The following is a 22,307-nucleotide window of genomic DNA, read 5'->3' as shown; positions in this document are numbered from 1 at the left end:
CATGGTGGACTATCAGGGTAAAAAAGTCGTCATTATCGGGTTGGGTCTGACCGGGCTCTCCTGTGTTGATTTCTTTCTCGCGCGCGATGTCGTACCGCGCGTGGTGGATACCCGCATCAGTCCGCCAGGTCTGGATAAGTTGCCGGAGCAGGTGGAACGACACCTCGGCAGCTTGAATGAAGACTGGCTAATGAGCGCAGATTTGATCGTCGCCAGTCCTGGCGTTGCGTTGGCAACGCCGATTCTGTGTGACGCTGCCGACGCTGGCATTGAGATCGTTGGCGATATCGAGCTGTTCTGCCGTGAAGCGCAAGCCCCGATTGTGGCGATTACCGGTTCTAACGGTAAAAGCACGGTGACGACGCTGGTCGGTGAAATGGCGCGTGCCGGAGGCTGGCAGGTGGGAGTGGGTGGCAACATCGGCCTACCTGCACTGCAACTGCTTGAACAGCCTGCTCAGCTTTATGTGCTGGAGCTGTCGAGTTTCCAATTGGAAACGACGAGTAGCCTGCACGCCGCTGCGGCAACCATTCTGAACGTGACGGAAGATCACACCAACCGTTATCCGTTTGGTCTACAGCAGTATCGCGCGGCGAAATTGCGTATTTATGAACACGCAGACTTGTGTGTTGTGAATGCTGACGATGCGCTGACCATGCCGGTTCGCGGTGCGGATGCGCGCTGTCGCAGTTTTGGCGTCGATGTTGGTGATTACCATCTTAACCGCCAGCAGGGAGAAACCTGGCTGCGGGTGGACGGCGAACGTGTGCTCAATACCCGTGAAATCAAGCTGGTCGGGCAGCACAACTATACGAATGCATTGGCAGCGCTGGCGCTGGCTGATGCAGTGAAGATTCCACGTGCGTCTGCGCTGACGGCGTTGACGTCATTTACCGGGCTGCCTCATCGCTTTCAAATGGCTTTTGAGCGCAACGGCGTACGGTGGATCAATGATTCTAAAGCCACCAATGTGGGCAGCACCGAGGCTGCATTGAGCGGTTTGGCGGTAGAAGGCACGCTGCACCTGCTGTTAGGCGGTGACGGTAAATCTGCTGATTTCTCGCCGCTGGTACCGTATCTGCAGGGCGAACACATTCATGTGTATTGCTTCGGTCAGGATGGGCAACAGCTGGCTGCGTTGCGTCCAGACATTGCCGAGCAGACAGAAACGATGGAACAGGCGATGCGTATCATCGCCGAACGCGTAAAGCCGGGCGATATGGTGTTGCTGTCGCCAGCCTGCGCAAGCCTGGATCAGTTCCGCAGTTTTGAACAGCGAGGCGATGAATTCGCTCGTCTGGCGGAGGCGTTAGGCTGATGCGGTTCTTCGGGCTGGCGTTTATCGAGCGCATCAAGAGCTGGGTGATGGGAACGCGCGAAAGCGATACGCTCAGCATTGTTCTGTACGACAGAACATTGGTGTGGTTGACGCTTGGGCTGGCCGTGATTGGTTTTGTGATGGTGACGTCGGCTTCCATGCCTGTTGGGCAGCGTCTTGCTAGCGATCCGTTCTTGTTCGCGAAGCGTGATGCGATTTATCTGGGGTTAGCATTTGGCTTGTCGTTAATCACGCTGCGTGTCCCGATGGAGATATGGCAACGTTACAGCCCGGTGCTGCTACTGCTCTCCATGGTCATGCTGCTGGTGGTGCTCGCAGTCGGAAGCTCGGTCAACGGTGCATCACGCTGGATTTCGCTGGGGCCATTGCGTATTCAGCCTGCGGAATTATCCAAGCTGGCGCTGTTTTGCTACCTGTCCAGTTACATGGTGCGCAAAGTTGAAGAAGTGCGGAATAACTTCTGGGGCTTTTGCAAACCAATGGGCGTGATGGTGGTGTTGGCGGTGCTGCTGCTGGCACAGCCTGACCTCGGTACCGTGGTTGTACTGTTTATTACGACGCTGGCGATGCTGTTTCTGGCTGGCGCCAAGATGTGGCAGTTTCTGGCGATTATCGGCTGTGGGGTGTTTGCCGTTGGCCTGCTGATTGTCGCTGAGCCTTACCGTATGCGCCGTGTGACGTCTTTCTGGAATCCATGGGACGATCCGTTTGGCAGCGGCTACCAGTTAACACAGTCCCTGATGGCGTTTGGACGCGGTGAATTCTGGGGGCAAGGGCTGGGGAATTCAGTACAGAAACTGGAATATTTGCCGGAAGCACATACCGATTTCATTTTCTCTATTTTAGGTGAAGAACTCGGCTATATCGGTGTGGTTTTAGCGTTGTTAATGATATTCTTCGTCGCTTTTCGCGCGATGTCTATCGGGAAGCGAGCGCTGGAAATCGATCAGCGTTTTTCGGGCTTTCTGGCGTGTTCTATCGGTGTCTGGTTCAGCTTTCAGACGCTGGTGAACGTAGGCGCGGCGGCGGGGATGCTACCGACGAAAGGGCTGACGTTGCCGCTGATCAGTTACGGCGGTTCCAGTTTGATCATTATGTCGACGGCAATTGTTTTGCTGTTACGCATTGATTTTGAAACGCGTCTGACGAAAGCGCAGGCGTTTACGAGAGGTGCCCGATGAGTGGCGAAGGCAAGCGTTTGATGGTGATGGCTGGCGGTACGGGCGGGCATGTCTTCCCCGGGCTGGCGGTTGCGCATCACCTGATGGCGCAGGGCTGGCAGGTTCGCTGGTTAGGCACAGCGGATCGTATGGAAGCCGATTTGGTGCCTAAGCATGGTATCGAAATTGATTTTATCCGCATATCTGGCTTGCGTGGTAAAGGCATTTGGGCGCAGTTAAGCGCGCCGATTCGTATTTTTCAGGCAGTGCGCCAGGCTCGCGCGATTATGCGACGTTACCAGCCTGATGTGGTGCTGGGTATGGGCGGTTATGTTTCCGGCCCCGGTGGCTTGGCTGCCTGGCTGTGTGGCATTCCGGTCGTACTGCATGAGCAAAATGGCATTGCAGGGCTGACCAACCGCTGGTTATCCCATATCGCCAAAAAGGTATTGCAGGCATTTCCGGGCGCATTTCCTAAAGCGGATGTTGTGGGGAATCCGGTCAGAACCGATGTGTTGGCATTGCCTGCGCCGGAAACTCGATTAGCCGATCGCTCAGGCCCTGTGAGGGTGCTGGTTGTTGGTGGTAGTCAGGGCGCAAGAGTGCTGAACCAAACGCTGCCCGGCGTGGCAGTTCAGTTGGGCGATCGCGTGACGATTTGGCATCAGGTCGGTAAAGGCGCGTTATCAACCGTTCAACAGGCCTATCAGGATGTTGGGCAGACGCAGCACAAGATTACAGAATTTATTGATGACATGGCGGCAGCTTACGCCTGGGCGGATGTTGTGGTGTGCCGTTCCGGCGCATTGACCGTCAGTGAAATTGCGGCGGCTGGGTTACCGGCGCTGTTTGTCCCGTTCCAGCATAAAGATCGGCAGCAATACTGGAATGCGCTGCCGTTGGAAAAGGCAGGCGCAGCCAAAATTATTGAGCAGCCACAGTTCAACGTGGCGGCTGTTAGCGAGGTGCTGTCCAGTTGGGATCGCGCAACCTTGCTGACAATGGCGCAAAAAGCCCGCGCAGTAGCCATTCCAGATGCAACCGAGCGGGTTGCGGCGGAAGTCAGTGCAGCGGTAGGCAGTCGGGCCACACATGTGGCTCATGGTTAATTAATACAACGTTGTCGAACATAAGGCTGTGCGACGACGCTACAAGGTAGCGATAGAATAAAGTGAATACTCAACAACTGGCGAAACTACGTTCAATCGTGCCCGAGATGCATCGCGTCCGGCACATACACTTTGTCGGCATCGGCGGTGCTGGCATGGGTGGTATCGCCGAAGTGTTGGCTAACGAAGGTTATGAAATTAGCGGTTCCGATCTGGCTCCGAATGCGGTGACGCAGCAGTTGACCGAACTTGGCGCGCAGATTTATTTCCACCACCGTGCGGAGAACGTTCTGAACGCCAGCGTGGTGGTGGTATCGAGCGCGATTACGGCGGATAACCCTGAGATTGTCGCCGCACATGACGCACGTATTCCGGTGATCCGTCGTGCCGAGATGTTGGCGGAGCTGATGCGTTTTCGTCACGGTATTGCGATCGCAGGTACGCACGGTAAGACGACGACAACGGCTATGGTCTCCAGTATTTACGCGGAAGCGGGACTGGATCCGACGTTTGTGAACGGTGGATTAGTGAAGGCGGCGGGAACGCATGCGCGTTTGGGCTCAAGCCGCTACCTGATTGCAGAAGCAGATGAAAGCGATGCGTCTTTCCTGCACTTGCAGCCGATGGTGGCGATTGTGACCAACATTGAAGCCGACCATATGGACACCTATCAGGGCGATTTTGAGAACCTGAAGCAGACGTTCATCAATTTCCTGCACAACCTGCCGTTTTACGGGCAAGCGGTGATGTGTATTGATGATGCGGTAATCCGTGAGCTGCTGCCACGCGTGGGTCGTCATATCACCACGTATGGTTTTAGTGACGATGCCGATGTACGTGTCGCTGGGTATCGCCAGACTGGCGCACAAGGGCACTTTACGCTTGAGCGGAAAGACAAGCCGTTGCTAAACGTCATGCTGAATGCACCGGGGCGTCACAATGCGCTCAACGCGGCGGCGGCGGTTGCCGTAGCAACGGATGAAGGTATTGATGACGAGGCGATTCTACGCGCCCTTGAGCGTTTTCAGGGCACCGGTCGTCGCTTTGATTTTCTCGGTGAGTACCCGCTTGAACTGGTGAATGGTCAAAGCGGCACGGCGATGTTGGTGGATGATTATGGTCACCACCCGACGGAAGTCGATGCCACGATTAAAGCCGCCCGTGCCGGGTGGCCGGATAAGCGATTGGTCATGATTTTTCAGCCGCATCGCTATACGCGAACCCGCGATTTGTATGACGATTTCGCGCACGTGTTATCACAGGTTGACGTGCTGCTGATGCTGGAAGTGTATTCCGCCGGAGAGTCGCCGATTCCAGGCGCGGACAGCCGTTCGCTGTGCCGTACGATTCGCGGAAGAGGTAAGATTGATCCGATTCTGGTGACGGATGTGGATACTTTACCGGAACTGTTGTCACAGGCGCTGCGAGGTGAAGACCTGATTTTGGTTCAGGGTGCCGGCAACATCGGTAAATTGGCGCGTAAACTGGCTGATTCCAGATTACAGCCGCAGATGAGTGAATGAGGAACATCATGACTGAGAAAGTTGCTGTATTGCTTGGTGGAACCTCTGCCGAACGTGAAGTGTCGTTACTTTCCGGTCAGGCGGTTTTGGCTGGCCTGAAAGAAGCGGGCATCAATGCGCATGCCGTTGATACTCGCGACTTCCCCGTGACAAAGTTGAAGGAAGAAGGCTTTACCAACGTTTTCATCGCGTTGCATGGACGTGGTGGTGAAGATGGCACATTGCAGGGCGTTCTGGAATTCCTGGGGCTGCCTTATACCGGTAGCGGCGTCATGGCATCCGCACTGACAATGGATAAACTCCGCACCAAACAGGTGTGGCAAACGGTGGGATTGCCAGTATCGCCATACGTGGCGCTGGATCGTCGCCAATATTCAGAAACGGCGGCAAATGCGTTGCTGGCGAAGTTCGCTCATCTCGGGCTGCCGTTGATCGTCAAGCCAAGCCGTGAAGGTTCCAGCGTCGGCATGAGCAAAGTGAATACGCTTAGCGAACTGCCTGCGGCACTGGAAGAAGCATTTCGTCACGATGATGATGTTCTGGTCGAGAAATGGCTGACTGGCCCAGAGTATACGGTTGCTATCCTGGGTGATGACGTGTTGCCTTCTATTCGTATTCAGCCTGCGGGTACGTTTTACGATTATGAAGCGAAGTATTTGTCGGATGATACGCAGTATTTCTGTCCGAGTGGTTTATCGGACGAGCAAGAGCAGGCGTTAGCTGGACTGGCAATGGCAGCGTATCGTGCGGTGGATTGCAGCGGATGGGGACGCGTCGATTTTATGCTGGATAGCGACGGCGCTTTCTATCTGCTTGAGGTGAATACGTCTCCGGGGATGACGAGCCACAGCCTGGTTCCTATGGCGGCGCGCCAACGTGGGCTGACTTTCTCGCAACTGGTCGTGAAAATTTTAGGGCTCGCTGGCTGATATGTCGCAGGCAGCGCTGAATACACGCGGACGAGAGCCTGAAACGAAAGGAACACGTCGCAGTAATGGAGGCCAATTGGCAGGAATGATTTTCCTGCTGATGGTGATAGGGACGATCGTCTGGGGAAGTTGGATGGTCGTGGGGTGGATGAAAGATGCCAGCCGCTTACCGCTCTCCCGCATGGCAGTGACAGGGGAAAGGCAGTACACCACCAACGACGATATCCGTCAGGCTATTTTGTCGTTGGGGTCGCCGGGAACGTTCATGACACAGGATGTGAACGTGATCCAGCAGCAGATCGAGCGTCTGTCGTGGATAAAACAGGCCAGCGTGCGCAAGCAGTGGCCGGACGAATTAAAGATTCATCTGGTTGAATATGTTCCGGTAGCGCGTTGGAATGATCAGCTAATGGTTGATGCAGAAGGAAATTCGTTCAGTGTACCTGCCGAGCGTATTGGCAATCGCAAGATGCCGCTGCTGTATGGCCCGGAAGGCAGTGAAGCAGAAGTGCTGGAAGGCTATCGCGCAATGAATCAGACGCTGGCCGCCGGGAAGTTTACGTTAAAAATGGTGGCGATGAGTGCGCGGCATTCGTGGCAACTAGGATTAGACGATGATACTCGCCTTGAATTGGGGCGGGACGATAGGGCCAAACGTCTGCAACGCTTTATCGAGCTGTATCCGCTGTTGCAGCGGCAGGCTCAGAGCGAAAACAAACGTATCAGCCATGTGGACTTGCGGTACGACAGCGGGGCCGCGATAGGCTGGGCTCCAGCTTTGCTTGATCAACAACAGGGTGATCAACCACAACACGGTGATCGGCAACGAGTTGGTCAGCACTAAGACATTGATCAGCAACAGAACAGTAACCAGAAACAGGCACAGGCTAAACAACAATGATCAAGTCGACGGACAGAAAACTGGTAGTTGGGCTGGAAATCGGTACAGCAAAAGTGGCTGCGCTGGTAGGGGAAGTTCTGCCCGATGGCATGGTCAACATTATTGGCGTAGGCAGTTGCCCGTCACGCGGTATGGATAAAGGCGGCGTAAACGATCTGGAATCGGTCGTTAAATGTGTTCAGCGCGCTATTGATCAGGCTGAGTTGATGGCAGACTGCCAGATCTCTTCCGTGTATCTGGCGCTCTCGGGAAAACACATCAGTTGCCAGAATGAAATAGGGATGGTGCCTATTTCAGAAGAAGAGGTTACGCAGGATGACGTGGAAAGCGTGGTGCATACCGCTAAATCCGTGCGCGTGCGTGATGAACACCGTGTTCTCCATGTGATTCCACAGGAGTACGCGATCGATTATCAGGAAGGGATTAAAAACCCGGTTGGCTTATCTGGCGTGCGCATGCAGGCGAAAGTCCACCTGATAACCTGCCATAACGATATGGCGAAGAACATTGTTAAAGCCGTTGAACGCTGCGGCTTAAAAGTCGACCAGCTGATTTTTGCGGGACTGGCTTCCAGTTATGCGGTTCTGACTGAAGACGAACGTGAGCTGGGCGTGTGCGTAGTGGATATCGGCGGCGGTACAATGGACATTGCGGTCTATACCGGCGGCGCATTGCGACACACTAAAGTGATTCCGTATGCGGGCAATGTGGTTACCAGCGATATTGCTTACGCATTTGGTACGCCGCCGACGGATGCCGAAGCGATCAAGGTACGCCACGGTTGTGCATTAGGCGCGATTGTTGGCAAAGATGAGAATGTGGAAGTCCCGAGCGTTGGAGGACGTCCACCCCGCAGTCTGCAAAGACAGACATTGGCGGAAGTGATTGAACCACGTTACACCGAGCTGTTGAACTTGGTGAACGATGAACTTTTACAGTTGCAGGAGCAGTTGCGTCAACAAGGCGTGAAACACCATCTGGCGGCAGGGATCGTGCTGACGGGCGGTGCCGCGCAAATAGACGGCCTGGCGGCCTGTGCGCAGCGTGTGTTCCATACACAGGTGCGTATTGGACAACCAATGAATATAACAGGGCTGACGGATTATGCCCAAGAGCCTTATTACTCAACGGCGGTTGGGTTGTTGCATTACGGAAAAGAATCTCATCTGGGTGGTGAGCATGAAGTCGAAAAACGTACCTCAGTGAGCAACTGGTTCAAGAGAATCAACAGCTGGTTGAGGAAAGAATTTTAATGTTATCAAAGAGATCACCTGGCACAGTTTTATGATCTCGCAGTTACAGGCACAAACGGAGAGAAATTATGTTTGAACCAATGGAATTAACCAACGACGCGGTGATTAAAGTCATCGGCGTCGGTGGCGGCGGTGGTAATGCCGTCGAACACATGGTGCGTGAGCGCATCGAAGGCGTCGAATTCTTCGCGGTCAACACGGATGCACAGGCATTACGCAAAACGGCTGTTGGCCAGACGATTCAGATTGGCAGTGGCATCACTAAAGGTCTGGGTGCAGGCGCTAACCCAGAAGTCGGCCGTAATTCGGCTGAAGAAGATCGTGAAGCACTGCGTTCAGCACTGGAAGGTGCGGATATGGTGTTTATCGCCGCAGGTATGGGCGGTGGTACAGGTACAGGTGCTGCGCCAGTTGTTGCCGAAGTCGCAAAAGACCTGGGCATTCTGACCGTCGCTGTGGTGACCAAGCCTTTCAACTTTGAAGGCAAAAAGCGTATGGCGTTTGCAGAGCAGGGTATCGCCGAGCTGTCTAAGCACGTCGACTCGCTGATCACCATTCCAAACGACAAACTGCTGAAAGTGCTGGGTCGCGGTATCTCCCTGCTGGATGCATTTGGCGCAGCAAACGATGTACTGAAAGGCGCGGTGCAGGGTATTGCCGAGCTGATCACACGTCCGGGTCTGATGAACGTCGACTTTGCAGACGTGCGTACCGTGATGTCCGAAATGGGTTATGCCATGATGGGTTCCGGTGTTGCGCGTGGTGAAGACCGTGCAGAAGAAGCCGCTGAAATGGCGATCTCCAGTCCACTGTTGGAAGACATTGATCTGTCCGGCGCACGTGGCGTATTGGTCAACATCACTGCGGGCTTTGACCTGCGTCTGGATGAGTTCGAGACGGTAGGTAACACCATCCGTGCATTTGCATCCGATAATGCGACAGTTGTAATCGGTACATCGCTTGACCCGGAAATGAATGATGAACTGCGTGTCACGGTTGTTGCGACGGGTATCGGCATGGACAAACGTCCTGAGATTACTCTTGTGACGAACAAGCAGGCCAGCCAGCCTGTGATGGATCATCGTTATCAGCAACACGGTATGACGCCACTGGCGCAGGAAAAACCGGCGGCCAAAGTGGTTAATGACCAGAATCCGCAGACGAATAAAGAGCCAGACTATCTGGATATCCCGGCGTTTCTGCGTAAGCAGGCAGACTAACTTGCTGCCAGATAACGTTGGAATCTCCGCTCTTTGTGCTAAACTGTGCCACCGAGCCTGGTGTATACTAGGTCGGTAGGTTCAGTAACATGCGAGATAAAATGATGATCAAACAACGTACATTAAAACGTATTGTTCAGGCGACTGGTGTCGGGTTACATACCGGCAAGAAGGTCACGTTGACCATGCGTCCTGCACCGGCAAATACCGGGGTCATCTATCGCCGCACAGACTTGAATCCCCCGGTTGATTTTCCGGCTGATGCAAAATCCGTGCGTGATACCATGCTCTGTACTTGCCTGGTTAATGAGCATGACGTCCGTATTTCTACGGTGGAGCATCTTAACGCTGCGCTTGCAGGGTTGGGCATTGACAATATTGTCATTGATGTTGACGCGCCGGAAATTCCAATTATGGATGGCAGCGCCAGCCCGTTCGTTTACCTGCTGTTAGATGCCGGTATCGAAGAGCTGAATTGTGCCAAGAAATTCGTACGTATCAAACAGCCTGTTCGTGTTGAAGATGGCGACAAGTGGGCCGAGATGAAACCGTTTAACGGCTTCAGTCTGGACTTCACTATCGACTTCAATCATCCGGCGATTGATGCGGGCAACCAGCGCTATCGTTTGGATTTCTCCGCTGATGCGTTTGTTCGCCAGATCAGCCGTGCGCGTACATTCGGCTTCATGCGCGATATCGAATACTTGCAGTCTCGTGGGTTGTGCCTGGGCGGCAGTATGGATTGTGCCATCGTCGTTGACGATTACCGCGTACTGAACGAAGACGGTCTGCGTTTTGAAGATGAGTTTGTCCGCCATAAAATGCTGGATGCCATCGGCGACCTGTTTATGTGTGGCCACAACATCATCGGTGCGTTTTCTGCGTTTAAATCTGGACACGCACTGAACAACAAACTGTTGCAGGCTGTGCTGGCAAATCAGGAAGCGTGGGAATACGTGACCTTTGAAGACGAAGCTGAAATGCCGTTGGCATTTAAAGCACCGTCTATCGTGCTGGCGTAACGCTTGAACTTGAAGTAATCACTTCTTATTACGACTGGTTTTACTGGTACTCTCTCCGGCCAGCGAAGCCAGTCGTTCTAATATCTTTCTGAGTTTTTCCGGGCTATTGCCTGCTAACGTCCTCAATGTCTCCGCACTTTGTTCACTCAACTGACGCAACGGTTTGTCATCGGTATTTTCCGTCGGCGTAATGTCACTATTTTTCACGATTTCATGCCCTTTTGCGGCAAGCGTTGGATTAATCCTGATGTCGATTGAAGCCAATGATGGTAGTATTTGTGCGCGCAATGCAGAGAGCAGCGCAGGTTGTTCGTAACGTAACCGCATCAGCCAACTGGCGTTGGCGGTTTCCAGTATCAGTAAACCTTGCCGGTAATTAGCGACGCGGCACCATGGGTGCAACGGTGCAGGCAATAACCCGCGTACGGCACGGTTGAGTTTTAATAAGGCGATAGCGCGCTGTTGCACATCTTGTAGCGGGCCTTTACCCGACATGGATGCGCTATCAAACAGAAATTCCAGTGATTGTGGGCGGCTATCACGCATAGACCTGGCTCCGGTGGATGTTACTCGTGATTGGTATTCTAAATCGTTGGCGACAATTTGGCAGACGTTATTTCTGGCCGCATCTCTTATTAGGGATGGTCGCGGCGAGTCTTGGCCTGCCGACAAGCCTGAACGACTCACAGGATATCGCCTCACTCCCTAATTCAAGCTCCAGCGTTAGTCGCCAGAATAACGTATCGCTGAACCTTACCGATCTGGTCGCGCTGAAAGAAGCGCATCGGCGCTCGTCCTACAGCGTTGACTACTGGCATCAGCATGCGATTCGCACGGTAATCCGTCATCTTTCTTTTGCGTTGACGACGCCACAGACGGCCAGTGCCCAGCAGGTTGACGATCTTCAACCTCACTCTCTGGTTTTGCTGGATACGCTAAATGCGTTGCTGACGCAGGATTCCCACTATCCCTTTGTGATCTCCCCCCATGCTGGGCGCGTCACTTTTTATCCTCAGGCACACCATCAAATCGGCATCTGGCTTGCCCAAATCCGCGGCATCCGTGCAGGGCCTTATCTTTTCAGCTGAAAGTGTAGTAGATAATTAGCTGAAGAAATTACTCTCGTTTTTTGCTGAGTTTCTCAGTTTTTCGATGTTGTGTTGCCACTGGATACGTGGCACTTGTGAGATTAAAACTATTATGGTCATGAATATCCTAACCAAAATTTTTGGTAGCCGTAACGATCGTACGCTGCGTCGTATGCGTAAAAATGTTGATGTCATCGGTCGTTTCGAACCAGAAATGGAGAAACTTTCAGATGAAGAACTGCAAGCGAAAACGCAAGAGTTCCGTGCCCGTCTGGAAAAAGGTGAGTCGCTGGAGAACCTGCTGCCGGAAGCCTTCGCGGTAGTCCGTGAATCCAGTAAGCGTGTATTTGGCATGCGTCACTTCGACGTGCAGCTTATCGGCGGTATGGTACTGAACGAGCGCTGCATCGCGGAGATGCGTACTGGTGAAGGTAAAACGCTGACGGCAACGCTGCCTGCGTACCTGAATGCACTGACTGGTCGCGGCGTACACGTGGTTACCGTGAACGATTATCTGGCACAGCGTGACGCCGAAAATAACCGTCCGTTGTTTGAATTCCTTGGCCTGAGCGTTGGTATCAACCTGCCGGGAATGCCTGCTCCGGCGAAGCGTGAAGCTTATGCGGCAGACATCACCTACGGTACCAATAACGAATACGGTTTTGACTACCTGCGTGACAACATGGCGTTCAGCCCAGAAGAACGTGTACAGCGTAAACTGTACTACGCGCTGGTGGATGAGGTTGACTCCATCCTGATCGATGAAGCGCGTACGCCGCTGATCATTTCCGGCCCGGCTGAAGACAGTTCTGAGCTTTATATCAGCGTCAATAAAATCATCCCCCACCTGATCCGTCAGGAGAAAGACGATTCGGATACCTTCCTCGGCGAAGGCCATTTCTCTGTTGATGAGAAAGCGCGTCAGGTTAACCTCACCGAACGTGGTCTGGTTCTGGTAGAAGAATTGCTGGTGAAAGAAGGCATTATGGAAGAGGGTGAGTCGCTGTACTCTCCGACCAACATCATGCTGATGCACCATGTGACCGCCGCGCTGCGTGCGCACGTATTGTTTACCCGCGATGTCGATTACATTGTGAAAGACGGTGAAGTGATCATCGTCGACGAACATACTGGCCGTACCATGCAGGGACGTCGCTGGTCTGATGGTCTGCATCAGGCTGTGGAAGCGAAAGAGAAGGTGACCATTCAGAATGAAAACCAGACTCTGGCTTCCATTACCTTCCAGAATTACTTCCGCCTGTATGAAAAACTGGCAGGGATGACTGGTACGGCAGATACCGAAGCGTTCGAATTCAGCTCTATCTATAAGCTGGATACGATTGTGGTGCCGACCAACCGTCCGATGGTTCGTAAAGACTTGCCTGACCTGGTCTACATGACCGAACAGGAAAAAATCGATGCCATCATTGAAGATATCAAAGACCGCTCAGTAAAAGGTCAGCCTATTCTGGTCGGTACAATCTCCATTGAGAAATCCGAAGTGGTTTCTCAGGCGCTGGAAAAAGCGGGTATCAAACACAATGTGTTGAATGCGAAATTCCACGCCATGGAAGCGGACATCGTTGCACAGGCGGGTCAGTCTGGTGCCGTCACCATCGCGACCAACATGGCCGGTCGTGGTACGGACATTGTATTGGGTGGTAGCTGGCAGGCAGAAGTCGCACATCTGGAAAACCCGGATGACGCGCAAATTGCAGAAATCAAAGCGGCCTGGAAAGTGCGCCATGATGCAGTGTTGGCTGCGGGTGGTTTGCACATTATCGGTACAGAGCGCCATGAGTCTCGCCGTATCGATAACCAGCTGCGTGGTCGTTCCGGCCGTCAGGGGGATGCGGGTTCATCACGCTTCTATCTGTCGATGGAAGATGCGCTGATGCGTATTTTTGCCTCCGATCGCGTTTCTAACATGATGCGTAAACTGGGTATGAAACCGGGCGAAGCGATTGAGCACCCTTGGGTCACCAAGGCGATTGCTAACGCACAGCGTAAAGTGGAAAGCCGTAACTTTGATATTCGTAAACAGCTGCTGGAATACGATGATGTGGCGAACGACCAACGTCGTGCGATCTACACACAGCGTAACGAACTGCTGGATGTGTCCGATATCAGCGAAACCATCACCAGTATTCGTGAGGATGTGTTTAAAGCGACTATCGACAGCTATATTCCACCGGAATCTCTGGAAGAAATGTGGGATACGGAAGGTCTGGAACAGCGTCTGAAGAACGACTTCGATCTGGATATGCCGATCAAGGCGTGGCTGGATAAAGAGCCTGAACTGCACGAAGAAACGCTGCGTGAGCGTATTTTCCAGCAGGCGCTTGAGGTTTATCATCGCAAAGAAGAAGTGGTTGGCACTGAGGTCATGCGCAACTTCGAGAAAGGCGTGATGTTGCAGACGCTGGATTCCTTGTGGAAAGAGCATCTGGCGGCAATGGATTACCTGCGTCAGGGTATCCATCTGCGTGGCTATGCACAGAAAGATCCGAAGCAAGAATATAAGCGTGAGTCGTTCTCTATGTTTGCCGCGATGCTGGAATCACTGAAATATGAAGTGATCAGTACGCTGAGCAAAGTTCAGGTGAGAATGCCGGAAGAAATCGAAGCGCTGGAGCTGCAACGCCGTGAAGAAGCTGAGCGTTTGGCGCAGCAGCAGCAGTTTAGCCATCAGGAAGAAGATAGCCTGAATACGGGCTCACCAGCTCAGGCAGACCGTAAGATTGGACGTAACGATCCTTGCCCATGTGGTTCAGGCAAGAAATATAAGCAGTGCCACGGTCGTTTACAGAAATAATTGACCGCTGAATCCAGTGATTAAAATGTGATAAGTATAAGGGCGGTCATTGACCGCCTTTTACTTGATAAGAACCTGATAGGAAGTGTCATGACGCAAAAACAGTTATCCGTCGCGGTAGGCATCATCCGCAATGCGGATCAGCAATATTTCATTGCTCGCCGCCCTGATGGCGTGCATATGGCAGGGATGTGGGAATTTCCTGGCGGTAAAGTTGAAGAAGGTGAAACGCCAGAGCAGGCGCTGATTCGTGAACTGCGTGAAGAAACGGGTATCGAAGCCAGCGCACCACAGCCGCTAAACGACAAAACGTTTTCTACGCCGGAGAGAATCATCACGCTTCATTTCTTTCTGGTTGAAACGTGGCGGGGGGAACCCTATGGTCGGGAAGGTCAGGAATCTCGTTGGGTGAGCGTAGAAGAATTACGTGAGGAAGAATTTCCGCCAGCAAATGCAGAGATGATCCACTGGCTGAAATCGCTTTAATCTAACGTTACCTGCCTGAAAACCGCTATCGCGAAACGTGGTTGTTACTGCGTTTCGCTCCAGTCTTCACTATCAGAAACCATATCATCACTTGGAATGCGCTTTTCTTCATCAGCCCATTCACCCAAATCGATGAGCTGACAACGTTTGCTGCAAAATGGGCGATAGATGCTGGTTTCATCCCAGATGACTGCCTGCTTGCAGGTTGGGCATTTAACCGTCGTAATTTCTGTTGTCATAAGATTCTTTTTCACTCTATCTGTTACTTAACACATATTTGCTACTTAACGCATTCTGGTTTGTCAGGGCTGAGTCTAGCAGCAGGCCAGTTCAAATGTTAAACGCGGAGGAATGTGGCCGTTTTCGCTATCTAATGGCAGGAAACGGATGGCATAGCGTGTCTTATGGCCGGATATTTGCGGATAGAGCTGATGTTCCTGTTCAAGGCGCAAACGTAGCAGGTCAGCATCGGAGGCATTGTCCTGGAAGAAACCGTTCAGGCTGGTCTGCGGGCGGAACGTGCCGGAGTGGCGGATCAGTTCCAGGATCATATCCAGCGCTTGTTTGAGCGGTGACAAGGAGTTAAGCCAACCGAAAACTAATTTCTCGCGTAGCGCCTGAGGCTGATGTAGCCAGCTATGCAGGGTAGGCAGGTCGAAACTACAGCATCCGCCGGGAATACCGAGCCGCTGGCGTACCATGCCAATCAGGCGATCTTCCCGTAAGAACTGCCCCATCCGCGGGGCCGCCATCAGCGTACTGGATAAATCTTTTAGCTGACGGCGTAGCGTATGGATGCGTTCCATGTCAACGCCCGGCACATCACTCCATTGCAGCAGTTTTTGCTGTTGCCGCTCCAGTTCTTTCAGCAACTCGGTGCGTACATCTCCACGTTCCAATACATCGAGCAGCTCGGCTATGGCACGAAAAAATGTCAGAGCGCCTCCCATATCGGTCAGGGAGTGGTTTTGATGCAACTGCTGCAATAACGATTCGATACGCAACCAGGTGCGCGTTTTTTCGTTCAGCGGGTATTCGAATAAAATGGTTGAGGGGGCGTCACTCATTCTTAGTCATCCTGTCGGCTGCGGAGGCGGCTAGCTCAAGGTACTGGCGGTGTAATTCCGCAACCTGTGGAGCCAGCTCGTTTGGGCAGCGACTGTTATCAATAATATCATCGGCATAAGCCAGGCGCTGTTCTCGGGTAGCCTGTGCTGCCAGTATGTTTTCTGCTTGCTGCCGACTGATGCCATCGCGAGCCAGCGTGCGTGCAAGCTGTGTTTCTTTGTTTACATCAACGACCAGCACACGCTGTGCTCGCTGTTGTAAACCGTTCTCCACCAGTAAAGGGACGACCCACAGAATGTACGGTGCGGATGCAGCCTGAAACTGGGCCTGTGTTTCCTGATGGATCAGCGGATGGAGTAAATTATTCAGCCACTGTTTCTCATCTGGTGAGGAAAAAATCCGTTGGCGTAGTGCGGCACGGTTCAATGAACCATCGGTATTGAGCATAGCGTCGCCAAACCGGAGCCTGATGGCATCCAGTGCGGGTTCCCCTGGCTCGACTACCTGACGCGCGATGATATCCGCATCAACGATAGTGGCCCCTAATTTGGCAAATTCATCAGCGACGGTGCTTTTTCCGCTGCCGATACCGCCCGTTAAGGCTACGATATATGTCATTGCACCCGTGTTGAAAAGTTAACATTTCTACTATTTTCAAGGGTGAGGAATATCTTCCCGTCCCCCTGAAGTCAATCAGGCATCAACTGCAGTGTGCTTCACGTTATCACTTTGCTAGGTGATAGGTAAATTTCTCTGATTTTATCCCAAATAAAGTGAAAATCGCAGTCTTGCCGCAGGATTATTCATGCGTATGATAACGTCACTGGTAAAGGGCATTATTTTTTCAGAAATGATTATGCTCAGTAACGATACTGAGCATTCCGCCGTCACTAACCAGGAACTCGAACCTCATGCGTATTGAAGAAGATTTAAAGTTAGGCTTTAAAGACGTTCTCATCCGGCCAAAGCGTTCGACGCTGAAAAGCCGCTCTGACGTTGAACTGGAACGTCAATTCACCTTCCTCCATGCCGGTGGCAACTGGTCCGGCGTACCGATTATCGCCGCCAATATGGATACCGTGGGTACGTTTAGTATGGCGGAAGTCCTGGCTTCTTTTGATGTTCTGACGGCTGTCCATAAACACTATTCTGTCGAGCAATGGTCTCAGTTTGTGCAACGCGCACCAGCATCGGTATTACGCCATGTTATGGTCTCGACCGGGACATCTGAGGCTGATTTCATTAAGTTAAAGCAAATCTTGGCGCTGTCGCCTGAGCTGAAATTCATCTGCATCGACGTAGCTAATGGCTATTCCGAGCACTTCGTCACGTTCCTGCAAAAAGCGCGTGAGGCCTGTCCAGACAAGGTTATCTGTGCTGGAAACGTCGTGACCGGTGAAATGGTGGAAGAACTTATCCTCTCCGGCGCGGACATCGTGAAAGTTGGTATTGGCCCCGGTTCTGTCTGCACGACGCGCGTTAAAACGGGTGTCGGTTACCCTCAGCTTTCTGCTGTGATTGAATGTGCTGACGCAGCACATGGTCTCGGTGGGCAAATCGTGAGCGACGGCGGGTGCGCCATGCCGGGCGATGTCGCGAAAGCATTTGGCGGCGGCGCTGATTTCGTCATGCTGGGCGGTATGTTGGCAGGACATGATGAATGTGAAGGCACCATCGTGGAAGAAAACGGTGAGAAAATGATGCTGTTCTACGGCATGAGTTCCGCATCTGCGATGGAGCGTCATGTTGGCGGCGTGGCAGAGTACCGTGCCGCAGAAGGAAAAACCGTGAAATTGCCTCTGCGTGGTCCGGTAGACAATACCGTGCGCGATATTCTTGGTGGCCTGCGTTCCGCCTGTACTTATGTTGGTGCATCCCGTTTGAAAGAGCTGACAAAGCGTACAACGTTTATCCGCGTGGCCGAGCAGGAAAACCGCATTTTCAACGGGTAGTTGCCGCCGTTACGCGCCGTCTTCCCGCTGTTAGCGGCGGTGCATACGACGTAGCTTGTGGTTGTTTGTATGCTGTATTGGTCGGTTCAGGCACCGGCCAATACATTCCCCAACTGGAAGATAGGCAAATACATGCCAATCACCAGCGCCCCTACCATTCCCCGACGACCATCATCAGCAACGGTTCCAGCGTTTGCGTCAGCATGTCCGCCTGCTGCTGTACTCGACCCTCATGCCATTCTGCCAGCTGTGTAAAGATCGCATCCAACGCACCGGTTTCTTCCCCCACGCGAATCAGCTGCGGACAGGGCGCGGGGAACAGCATGGCGTGATGCTGTGTGGCATGGTATAGCGACGTACCCTGATGCAGTTGCGCTTGTATTTGTTGAATTGCGGCCTGATAAAGCGGATGACGGATCGTCGCGGCAGCATCCAGTCCTTCCGGGAGCGTCAAGCCAGCATGTTGCGTCATGGCGAGAATATGAAATATCTGGTTCAGCGATTTACCGCGTAACAGGCTGGATACGATAGGAAGCTTCAGCAGCCATTCTTGCTCTCGGGTTTTCCACAATGGTCGTTTCTGCCTCAAGCGGGCGTACCCCACGATCAAACCACTGAGCACCAGTAATCCAATAAATCCGTAGTCAGTGACTATCTCTGCCAGATGGAGCAACTGACGGGTAAACCACGGCAACGGCGTATCGAATGAGGAATAGAGCGACGCAAACTCGGGCAGAACCAGCGTCAACATCATCATGCTGACCAGCATGGCAATGGCCAAAACAAAGCAGGGATAGCGTAACGCTTTGATGACTTTCTGTTGCAGTCTGGACTGTTTTTCTTGCTGCTGAGCGAGCTGTAGACAGCATGCGTCCAGCTTCCCGGTCAGCTCGCCGACGGCAATGAGGGATTGATACAGAACGGGAAAGATATGAGGATAGTCATGTAATGCTTCAGACAGTGAGCTTCCCTGAGCAACATGGGTACGAATATCCCGTAATACGCAGCGCCAGCCGGGGCGTTCATGCTGTTCCGACACGAGTTTTAATGCTTCCAGCAGCGGTAATCCGGCTTGTAGCAGGGCAGCAAGTTGTTTGATTAACTCGCCTAGCTGTTCACGTTTCCAGTAGCGTAGCGACAGGTAATGGCCGGCTTTTACGAGAAGCGGCTGGTAGCCCCGTGCAATCAGGCTGGCATAGGCGTGCTGGCGATGTGTGCTAATGAGTTCTCCATCAATGAACTCACCCTCGGACGTGATGGCCTGCCAGTGATATAAGCGCTGTAGCCTCATTTTTCCTCCTGATTCATTGACCGCTCATCGCCCACCACACGGTAGACTTCAGCAAGTGAGGTCATGCCGTCGTTGACCAGCTCAAGCCCTGCGGCCAGCAACGTTGGAAAACCTGAACGGCGAGACAGTGCAGATAATTCCCCTGTGCTGGCGTTTCCCGCTAGCGCGGCCTGAAAATCTGGCGTGATAGGCAACAATTCATAGAGCGCGACGCGGCCATAGTAGCCAGAAAAACAGTGGCTACAGCCGCGGGCTTGCCAATGTTGCAGTGGCCCTTGCCATACGTCATTTGGCAGTGAAAGTAGCGGTTCTTCTGGGGTTTTACAGTGCGGGCATAACCGACGTACAAGGCGTTGGGCAATAATGAGTTTGAGCGCTGCGGCTAACAGGTAACCGGGGATGCCCAGATGACTGAGGCGAGTTAACGTTTCTACGGCAGAGTTGGTATGCAGCGTGGACATGACCAGATGGCCGGTTTGTGCAGCTTTTACCGCAATTTCTGCGGTTTCAGCGTCACGGATTTCACCGATCATAATGACGTCTGGATCCTGTCTCAGCAGCGCTCGTAAAATTCGGCCAAAGCCCAGTTCGGCTTTGGGATTGATTGCTGTTTGGTTGATGCCCTGCAAGGGAATTTCGACCGGATCTTCCACGCTACAGATATTGCGGCTGCACTCGTTCAGCCAGCGTATCGCGCTGTAAAGCGTGACGGTTTTGCCACTGCCCGTTGGACCCGTGACTAACAGCATCCCCTGTGAGGCGCTCAGCACGCTAATCACCTGCTGTAACGCCTTTGCGGTGAGCCCAAGTTTATCCAGTGCCAGCTCCTGCTGATGCGTTTGCAAAATACGCAGTACGACTTTTTCGCCCTGTTGTACGGGCAGCGTAGCAATGCGCAACGAATAGGCTTGTTGATCCAGCGTCAGGCTGAACTGGCCGTCCTGCGGCAATCGCCGCTCAGCGATGTTCAACTTACCCATGATTTTCAGCCGCGCGGTAATACGGTTTGTCAGTTCAGGCGGCGGTGCGGATATGGCCTGTAGCACACCGTCAATGCGTAGGCGTACGCGATAGCTGTCTAGCAACGGCTCAAAGTGGATATCAGAGGCGCGCCGCTGAACGGCGAGGCGTAGCGTTTGATGGATAAATTGTGCAACAGGGGAGTCATCGTCATGATCCTGTTGCTCGGCGCTGTTGCTCTGAGTCTTGTTGTGAGTGTTGGCATAAGTGCTGGCCTGATAGGTTTCTGCAGGCTCGGCAACGGCGTTCACCGGATTAAGCTGCTGTTCCATTCTGGCCTGTGGCCATTGTTCCACCATAATTCGGCGATTGCTGGCGAAACGCAGCGCGGCAATCATCTCCGCAGAAGGGGACGCCGTGACGGCGACCGACAGCGTTTGTTCATCGAGACTGAGCAACAATGCCTGATAACGTCGGCACAGCGTCTGCAACTCGTTGAGCGTATGCTCGGAGGAGAAGGAGGAGTCCGTCATGACTAACCCGCCGTGTTATCGAAACGGAAAACGTCCTGACAGGCAGATTGCAGGCTCTCTGTGCTGTCGTCCGTGGCACAGTTTTTTGTCCAACGTGAAGCGCCGATTTCGGTATCCCACGTTGGCGTCAGAATAACGCGCAGCCCTTGCAGAGTGGATTGACCAGTCAGCGTGATTACCCCTTGGGCGACGCTAACGGCGCTGACATAACGTGAAGATTTGCTACCCGGAATTCCCTGACTACCGGTATTGCAGGCCGTAAAAGCGGCATTTTCCAGACCACAGAGATCGACGGGCGTTTTATAAGACACCATCGTCTGAAGCATGTCCGTTAGCGCTGCTTTTTGCAGATAGCCTTGATAAGCCGGTACGCCAATAGCGCTGAGGATGGCGACGATCGCAATAACAATCATCAGCTCAATCAGCGTAAATCCTTGTTGTGTTGTCATGTTGATTTCCCTGTTGTGGCGCATAAATATTGTGGCGCATAAATCTATGTGTACGGCCGGCAGCATAGAAAAGGGAGCGAAGGCTGACGAGCAGGGAAAGGCGAAACAGGAAAGCGCTACGACATGTTTTTAGCGACTTGCAGAGGATTGAAAATTTTTTGCGAGCAGAGACGCAATTTTCACGCTGTCGGGACGTCGGGACAGGACGTTCGCGCAGGATTTGTAGTGTGTGTTGTTATGATGATGTGCGAGAGGATGGAATATTGATAGGTGAACGAGGTGCGAAATGGCACCTCGCTGGTAGAAATAGAGAAGCGGTTAGACGAAGCGCATGGATAAATCCAGTGCCTGTACGTGCTTGGTTAACGCCCCCACGGAGATATAGTCCACGCCCGTTTCCGCGTAGCCACGCAGCGTGTCGAGGGTGACATTACCGGATATTTCCAGCAATGCGCGGCCTTGTGTGGTGTTAACGGCTTCCCGGATATTATCCAGACTGAAATTATCCAGCATGATGATATCTGCGCCCGCTTCCAGCGCCTGCTGTAATTCATCCAGCGATTCGACTTCAACTTCTACCGGAACATCGCTGCGTAAAGACTGTGCTTTTTCTACCGCATTTTTGATTGAGCCCGCGGCGATGATGTGGTTTTCCTTGATCAGGAAGGCGTCGGATAAACCGAGTCGGTGGTTGTCTCCGCCACCGCAGGATACGGCGTATTTCAGCGCGGTTCTCAGCCCCGGCAGCGTCTTGCGCGTATCCAGCAGCCGAGTACGCGTTCCCTGCAATACGGCAACATAGCGGCTGACTTCAGTGGCGACACCGGACAGCGTTTGCAGGAAATTCAGCGCAGTACGTTCGCCCGTCAGGAGCTGTTTAGCTGGCCCTGTGATGTCACACAGCGTTTGGTTGGGCGTGATAGCGTCGCCATCGGCAACGTGCCAGACGATCGTTGTCGTGTCGCCTAATTGAGAAAAGACTTCCTCAAGCCAGCGCGTGCCGCAGAATATGCCCGCTTCACGCGTGATAATGCGTGCGCTGACGGTCTCGTTGTCGGGGAGTAGAAGCGCGGTAATGTCTTGATTAGCATCGACGATGCCACCTAAATCTTCACGCAAGGCCAGTTGCACGCTGGCGGGGATATCTTGTGCAATACGAGCGAGCAAGGCTTTTTGGCGTTGTTCCTGACTGTAGCGACGCGTTGACAT

Annotated in this window: 20 protein-coding genes and 1 pseudogene; 13 read left to right on the top strand and 8 right to left on the bottom strand. The window is 53.0% G+C overall.

Translation table 11 applies throughout. The annotated features are described in order from the left end of the window. The first annotated feature begins 1 nt into the window (after position 1). The 9 genes from murD (at position 2) to lpxC (ending at position 10,456) form a co-directional block, all read left to right on the top strand. Positions 2-1,318: a UDP-N-acetylmuramoyl-L-alanine--D-glutamate ligase gene (gene murD / locus BJJ97_RS01700; protein WP_095992902.1), complete on the top strand. Its 1,317-nt coding sequence runs from the start codon at positions 2-4 to the stop codon at positions 1,316-1,318. After that, a complete protein-coding gene (ftsW, locus tag BJJ97_RS01695) occupies positions 1,318-2,520 on the top strand; it encodes a cell division protein FtsW (RefSeq protein ID WP_039483495.1) in 1,203 nt (400 codons plus the stop codon). The genes murD and ftsW overlap by 1 nt, the downstream gene beginning before the upstream one ends. Continuing rightward, positions 2,517-3,608, top strand: a complete 1,092-nt coding sequence (gene murG / locus BJJ97_RS01690) for an undecaprenyldiphospho-muramoylpentapeptide beta-N-acetylglucosaminyltransferase (RefSeq protein WP_095992901.1) — start codon at positions 2,517-2,519, stop codon at positions 3,606-3,608. The genes ftsW and murG overlap by 4 nt, the downstream gene beginning before the upstream one ends. Before the next feature lie 62 nt (positions 3,609-3,670). Further along, the gene (murC, locus tag BJJ97_RS01685) at positions 3,671-5,131 is read left to right on the top strand and encodes a UDP-N-acetylmuramate--L-alanine ligase (protein ID WP_095700611.1); all 1,461 of its coding nucleotides are present in this window, start codon (positions 3,671-3,673) and stop codon (positions 5,129-5,131) included. 8 nt (positions 5,132-5,139) lie between these two features. Further along, positions 5,140-6,060, top strand: a complete 921-nt coding sequence (locus tag BJJ97_RS01680; protein ID WP_095992900.1) for a D-alanine--D-alanine ligase — start codon at positions 5,140-5,142, stop codon at positions 6,058-6,060. A 1-nt stretch (position 6,061) separates the two neighbouring features. Continuing rightward, a complete protein-coding gene (gene ftsQ / locus BJJ97_RS01675; RefSeq protein ID WP_095700609.1) occupies positions 6,062-6,904 on the top strand; it encodes a cell division protein FtsQ in 843 nt (280 codons plus the stop codon). 53 nt (positions 6,905-6,957) lie between these two features. Continuing rightward, a complete protein-coding gene (gene ftsA, locus BJJ97_RS01670) occupies positions 6,958-8,214 on the top strand; it encodes a cell division protein FtsA (protein WP_039483509.1) in 1,257 nt (418 codons plus the stop codon). Between the two features lie 68 nt (positions 8,215-8,282). Continuing rightward, complete coding sequence (gene ftsZ, locus BJJ97_RS01665; protein ID WP_005975217.1) at positions 8,283-9,434, top strand: cell division protein FtsZ; 1,152 nt, start codon at positions 8,283-8,285, stop codon at positions 9,432-9,434. 104 nt (positions 9,435-9,538) lie between these two features. Then, positions 9,539-10,456, top strand: a complete 918-nt coding sequence (gene lpxC / locus BJJ97_RS01660; RefSeq protein ID WP_039278868.1) for a UDP-3-O-acyl-N-acetylglucosamine deacetylase — start codon at positions 9,539-9,541, stop codon at positions 10,454-10,456. An 18-nt stretch (positions 10,457-10,474) separates the two neighbouring features. Here the strand turns inward: lpxC and BJJ97_RS01655 are convergent, their stop codons facing one another. Beyond that, complete coding sequence (locus BJJ97_RS01655; protein ID WP_095992899.1) at positions 10,475-11,002, bottom strand: DUF721 domain-containing protein; 528 nt, start codon at positions 11,000-11,002, stop codon at positions 10,475-10,477. 26 nt (positions 11,003-11,028) lie between these two features. Between BJJ97_RS01655 and secM the strand changes: the two genes are divergently transcribed. From secM to mutT, 3 genes are all read left to right on the top strand, one after another. After that, positions 11,029-11,544, top strand: coding sequence for a secA translation cis-regulator SecM (gene secM, locus BJJ97_RS01650; protein ID WP_174864976.1), 516 nt, complete (start codon positions 11,029-11,031; stop codon positions 11,542-11,544). Positions 11,545-11,656: 112 nt separating this feature from the next. Next, positions 11,657-14,359, top strand: coding sequence for a preprotein translocase subunit SecA (secA, locus tag BJJ97_RS01645; protein WP_095992897.1), 2,703 nt, complete (start codon positions 11,657-11,659; stop codon positions 14,357-14,359). Between the two features lie 90 nt (positions 14,360-14,449). Next, positions 14,450-14,845: an 8-oxo-dGTP diphosphatase MutT gene (mutT, locus tag BJJ97_RS01640; RefSeq protein WP_095992896.1), complete on the top strand. Its 396-nt coding sequence runs from the start codon at positions 14,450-14,452 to the stop codon at positions 14,843-14,845. 44 nt (positions 14,846-14,889) lie between these two features. On the opposite strand, the gene yacG is transcribed toward mutT, so the two are convergent. From yacG to coaE, 3 genes are all read right to left on the bottom strand, one after another. Continuing rightward, complete coding sequence (yacG, locus tag BJJ97_RS01635; RefSeq protein WP_039483526.1) at positions 14,890-15,084, bottom strand: DNA gyrase inhibitor YacG; 195 nt, start codon at positions 15,082-15,084, stop codon at positions 14,890-14,892. 75 nt (positions 15,085-15,159) lie between these two features. Beyond that, positions 15,160-15,912, bottom strand: a complete 753-nt coding sequence (zapD, locus tag BJJ97_RS01630) for a cell division protein ZapD (RefSeq protein WP_095992895.1) — start codon at positions 15,910-15,912, stop codon at positions 15,160-15,162. Beyond that, positions 15,905-16,531 carry a dephospho-CoA kinase gene (gene coaE, locus BJJ97_RS01625; RefSeq protein ID WP_095700604.1) on the bottom strand — a complete coding sequence of 209 codons (627 nt, stop codon included), beginning with the start codon at positions 16,529-16,531 and terminating at the stop codon, positions 15,905-15,907. The genes zapD and coaE overlap by 8 nt, the downstream gene beginning before the upstream one ends. A 293-nt stretch (positions 16,532-16,824) precedes the next feature. Here coaE and BJJ97_RS01620 point away from each other — a divergent pair, with 293 nt between their 5' ends. Next, positions 16,825-17,865, top strand: a complete 1,041-nt coding sequence (locus BJJ97_RS01620) for a GMP reductase (RefSeq protein WP_039483533.1) — start codon at positions 16,825-16,827, stop codon at positions 17,863-17,865. Between the two features lie 86 nt (positions 17,866-17,951). Here the strand turns inward: BJJ97_RS01620 and hofC are convergent. From hofC to nadC, 4 genes and pseudogenes are all read right to left on the bottom strand, one after another. Beyond that, positions 17,952-19,156, bottom strand: a pseudogene (hofC, locus tag BJJ97_RS01615) (protein transport protein HofC). Beyond that, positions 19,153-20,649: a type II secretion system protein GspE gene (gspE, locus tag BJJ97_RS01610; RefSeq protein ID WP_095992894.1), complete on the bottom strand. Its 1,497-nt coding sequence runs from the start codon at positions 20,647-20,649 to the stop codon at positions 19,153-19,155. The pseudogene hofC and the gene gspE overlap by 4 nt, the downstream one beginning before the upstream one ends. Positions 20,650-20,651: 2 nt before the next feature. Further along, a complete protein-coding gene (ppdD, locus tag BJJ97_RS01605) occupies positions 20,652-21,098 on the bottom strand; it encodes a prepilin peptidase-dependent pilin (protein WP_095700600.1) in 447 nt (148 codons plus the stop codon). A 318-nt stretch (positions 21,099-21,416) separates the two neighbouring features. Beyond that, on the bottom strand, positions 21,417-22,307 hold the full coding sequence (gene nadC / locus BJJ97_RS01600) for a carboxylating nicotinate-nucleotide diphosphorylase (RefSeq protein ID WP_095992893.1): 891 nt from the start codon (positions 22,305-22,307) through the stop codon (positions 21,417-21,419).

The sequence above is a fragment of the Pectobacterium polaris genome, from assembly GCF_002307355.1.
GTDB classification, from domain to species: domain Bacteria; phylum Pseudomonadota; class Gammaproteobacteria; order Enterobacterales; family Enterobacteriaceae; genus Pectobacterium; species Pectobacterium polare.
Note: the sequence above shows the minus strand (reverse complement) of the source record. Positions and strands in the feature narration are given on the sequence as shown.

Excerpts from the sequence above, each read along its gene's own strand:
- murD (WP_095992902.1), top strand. The coding sequence starts at position 2 with ATGGTGGACTATCAGGGTAAAAAAGTCGTCATTATCGGGTTGGGTCTG.
- ftsW (WP_039483495.1), top strand. The coding sequence starts at position 1,318 with ATGCGGTTCTTCGGGCTGGCGTTTATCGAGCGCATCAAGAGCTGGGTG.
- murG (WP_095992901.1), top strand. The coding sequence starts at position 2,517 with ATGAGTGGCGAAGGCAAGCGTTTGATGGTGATGGCTGGCGGTACGGGC.
- BJJ97_RS01680 (WP_095992900.1), top strand. The coding sequence starts at position 5,140 with ATGACTGAGAAAGTTGCTGTATTGCTTGGTGGAACCTCTGCCGAACGT.
- ftsQ (WP_095700609.1), top strand. The coding sequence starts at position 6,062 with ATGTCGCAGGCAGCGCTGAATACACGCGGACGAGAGCCTGAAACGAAA.
- ftsA (WP_039483509.1), top strand. The coding sequence starts at position 6,958 with ATGATCAAGTCGACGGACAGAAAACTGGTAGTTGGGCTGGAAATCGGT.
- ftsZ (WP_005975217.1), top strand. The coding sequence starts at position 8,283 with ATGTTTGAACCAATGGAATTAACCAACGACGCGGTGATTAAAGTCATC.
- lpxC (WP_039278868.1), top strand. The coding sequence starts at position 9,539 with ATGATCAAACAACGTACATTAAAACGTATTGTTCAGGCGACTGGTGTC.
- BJJ97_RS01655 (WP_095992899.1), bottom strand. The coding sequence starts at position 11,002 with ATGCGTGATAGCCGCCCACAATCACTGGAATTTCTGTTTGATAGCGCA.
- secA (WP_095992897.1), top strand. The coding sequence starts at position 11,657 with ATGGTCATGAATATCCTAACCAAAATTTTTGGTAGCCGTAACGATCGT.
- mutT (WP_095992896.1), top strand. The coding sequence starts at position 14,450 with ATGACGCAAAAACAGTTATCCGTCGCGGTAGGCATCATCCGCAATGCG.
- yacG (WP_039483526.1), bottom strand. The coding sequence starts at position 15,084 with ATGACAACAGAAATTACGACGGTTAAATGCCCAACCTGCAAGCAGGCA.
- zapD (WP_095992895.1), bottom strand. The coding sequence starts at position 15,912 with ATGAGTGACGCCCCCTCAACCATTTTATTCGAATACCCGCTGAACGAA.
- coaE (WP_095700604.1), bottom strand. The coding sequence starts at position 16,531 with ATGACATATATCGTAGCCTTAACGGGCGGTATCGGCAGCGGAAAAAGC.
- BJJ97_RS01620 (WP_039483533.1), top strand. The coding sequence starts at position 16,825 with ATGCGTATTGAAGAAGATTTAAAGTTAGGCTTTAAAGACGTTCTCATC.
- gspE (WP_095992894.1), bottom strand. The coding sequence starts at position 20,649 with ATGACGGACTCCTCCTTCTCCTCCGAGCATACGCTCAACGAGTTGCAG.
- ppdD (WP_095700600.1), bottom strand. The coding sequence starts at position 21,098 with ATGACAACACAACAAGGATTTACGCTGATTGAGCTGATGATTGTTATT.
- nadC (WP_095992893.1), bottom strand. The coding sequence starts at position 22,307 with ATGTCAACGCGTCGCTACAGTCAGGAACAACGCCAAAAAGCCTTGCTC.